The sequence below is a fragment of the Moorena sp. SIO2C4 genome (assembly GCF_010672485.1).
Lineage (GTDB): Bacteria > Cyanobacteriota > Cyanobacteriia > Cyanobacteriales > Coleofasciculaceae > Moorena > Moorena producens.
Genome location: NZ_JAAHGN010000900.1, coordinates 1 through 3,190, shown reverse-complemented (window position 1 = coordinate 3,190; position 3,190 = coordinate 1). Strand labels below are relative to the sequence as shown.

Here is a 3,190-nt window from a genome sequence, read left to right as displayed (position 1 = left end):
TCCCAAGATCCTCTACTGAGTAGTGTTTCCCCTGTTAGTGGGCAAACAATCCAGCGAATGCCAATGTTTAGGGGACTTTCCCATGAGCTAATGGGTTCAAGGTCCGATGGGAATTTAGTGCAGGCCAAGCTCACTATTGGTCAAGCTGGGGATAAGTATGAGCTTGAAGCCGACCGAGTAGCATCGGAAGTAGTAAGACAGATTAACGCACCAGTTTCTAGTCTGTCAACTCAAGCAGAATCGATTCAACCTCAACAAAAGCAAGATGAACTGATGAGGAAGCCAATGGTTCAGCTTGACTCTGTTGAAGGTGGGATGGCGGCTACCCCAGAGTTGGAAAGCTCAATTCAACAGGCAAAGGGGTCGGGGATGTCGATCGCTGAAAGTATTAGGAAACCAATGGAACAGTCGTTTGGGGCTGATTTTAGTGGAGTGAGGGTTCACAGTGATACCCAATCTGACCAGTTGAATCAATCTATTCAAGCTCGTGCTTTTACCACAGGTAAAGATATCTTCTTTCGACAGGGAGAATATAACCCTGGGAGTCAGGAGGGGAAGAAGTTAATTGCTCATGAATTGACCCATGTGGTGCAGCAAACTGGGGGGCAAATCCAGTGTAAGTCTCAGAGTGATAGTGTGCCGAGTTCTCCAACATTCCAGGTACACTTAGAGCAGAATAAAACTCTACAGCGGGCACCAAGCAAAAAAAAATACCCGAAAGAAGAACACCCGAAAAAATGGACGGATTCTCCAAATTGGCTTTCAATACATGACATACCCTTGGAGGAAGCAACACATGACATACCCTTGGAGGAAGCAACGCCGAGAATTAAACCGGAAGTTTTAAAGCAACTTGGGTTCGGCAATAAAGATGTTCAGAAGCAGTTTCAAAAATACTTTCAAGATATATACCTCAAAAAAAGAGGTGTTAATAAGCTCCTAAGTATTAATGAGCTAAATGTGATTCAAAATATGGCTAACGATGAAGAGGGTAAGCGATATCTAGAAAGCTTACAAATGTTTTCTTTGGAAGAAGCTAAAGAATACTTAAGAAAAAAAAGTGAGAATGACTGGCTCAAACTACATCCCAATCAAAGACTAATTGTGGCTAGCGTAGCTTGGCTATGCCGCTCAAACACTCAACTATTACAAGAACTTAGTCTCAGCAAAGAGTACTTATTTAAAACTCGTCCTTATCAAATGGCTTTACATTTCAAAGCTAATCAGCCAGGAGGTAATGAGTATCTGGATGAAATTCGGAGTAACACTGGTGAAGTTTGGCAAAAAACCCTTGATTTAGGGGAAAAAGGGAGTGAGAGAAAAGCCATAATTATTGAGGAAGCCAAGAAGCGTCAGCAAGAAATACATCAATACGGTAAGGCGAAAGGTAAGAAAGTTGATATAGGTGAGGCGATTGAAAAACATACAAAAGCCATAGGGGTGCTTAAAAAAGTATTTTTACTCATGCAAGCTGGATTAAAAGAATGTACTGATATTGGAACCGAGGGTAACTTGCCCAGATATGAAAAGTGGTCGGAAAATGTTGCTACCGCCCTATCTCATGGTGGCAGAGTCAATATTGTAATTCCTAAGCTAGCGAAAAAAAGTGAAGCAGGCGTAAGAGACCCCTATGCCTTACTCAATTGGCTTGGTGTAACTCAAGCAGGAAAAATAGACGAAAGTATCGGAGCGTTTAAACGTTCTTTCGGTACACACTTCATGAAAAGGTCGAGGCAGGAAGAAAAAGTTCGAGAGCAAGGAGGAAAGCTAGCAGCAATTAAAAATAAATTTTATGGAACAGAACTTTATGGCATAAATTTAGCTGTTGGTGGTATTGGTCAGACAGATTTCAACAGTGATATAATTTTGCCAGATGGAGCCCACGGACATTTGCTGATTGTTTTTCGACCTCCAACTACAGAAAAATTCGGAGCTCTAGAGGTTGGAGTAGAAACAACTGCTCCAGGTGGTGCGAGTAACGAGGGATATGTTCATAACTGGAAGTCAACAGAAGCAACCGCAAACCCTCTATCTAGTGCGGGAGGTGCTAAAGCTGAAAAACACGGAAAAGGAAAGCTCGATTGGAATCGCCTCAGTATAGTTTCTCTCGACGAGATAGATCAAACTACAGTAGTAGCAAAGGAAATGGAAAATTGGCTTGAAAAATTGGAAAGACTAAAAGCTTTCTATGATTTATTGAAAAAAAATGAGAGAATAATTACTCAAGACTTAGTTGGTAAACGAGACAATTTTAGGGGTAAAATCACCTCATAATATACAAACTATTAAATATTTCGTAAAACTCATGGGTAATCTACGACAAAGCCAAACCACAAAAACACTCACTTCTCAACAGCAACAACCATCACCTAGTACCAAGCCAGAGCTCCACCCCATAGAAGAATTGCAAGGGATAATCGGCAACCGGGCACTAGGTCATCTAATTAAGTCCCAGCACCAAAACTCTCAGTCAGAAGTTGGTTACCAACAGAAAGTTGCTCGAACTATTGACCCTCTGCTGAGTAGTGTTTCCCCTGTTAGTGGGCAGCCAATCCAACGTCAGCCAATGTTTAGGGGACTTTCCCATGAGTTAAGGGGCAATTGGTTCGAGGGGAATTTAGTGCAGGCGAAGCTGACTATTGGTGAAGCTGGGGATAAGTATGAGCTTGAAGCCGACCGAGTAGCATCGGAAGTAGTAAGACAGATTAACGCACCAGTTCCACGTCAAACCACTCAACATCAGTCGATTCAAGCTCAACAGGAACAAGATGAACTGATGAGGAAGCCAATGGTGCAGCTTCAATCCCAGGACGGTGGAATGGCGGCTACCCCAGAGTTGGAAAGCTCGATCCAACAGGCAAAGGGGTCGGGGATGCCGATCGCTGAGAGTATCCGGAAACCAATGGAACAGTCGTTTGGGGCAGATTTTAGTGGAGTCAGGGTTCACAGTGATACCCAATCTGACCAGTTGAATCAATCAATTCAAGCTCGTGCTTTTACTACAGGTAAAGATATCTTCTTTCGGCAGGGGGAATATAACCCTGGGAGTCGAGGGGGGCAGGAATTGATTGCTCATGAATTGACCCATGTGGTGCAGCAAACTGGTAGTACAGTACAGCGATCGCAATCGCAGAAGATTGGAAGAGTCTTCGACGAAGTAAAGCAGTTATCTTCTCCAGTCATTCAGAGA

General features: G+C 43.1%; 2 protein-coding genes. Both read left to right on the top strand.

What is annotated here, in order from left to right; translation table 11 throughout:
* A partial coding sequence (locus tag F6K20_RS31045) for an eCIS core domain-containing protein (RefSeq protein ID WP_287297292.1) occupies positions 1 to 2,274 on the top strand: 2,274 nt, incomplete at its 5' end.
* Between the two features lie 31 nt (positions 2,275 to 2,305).
* A partial coding sequence (locus F6K20_RS31040) for an eCIS core domain-containing protein (RefSeq protein ID WP_287297290.1) occupies positions 2,306 to 3,190 on the top strand: 885 nt, incomplete at its 3' end.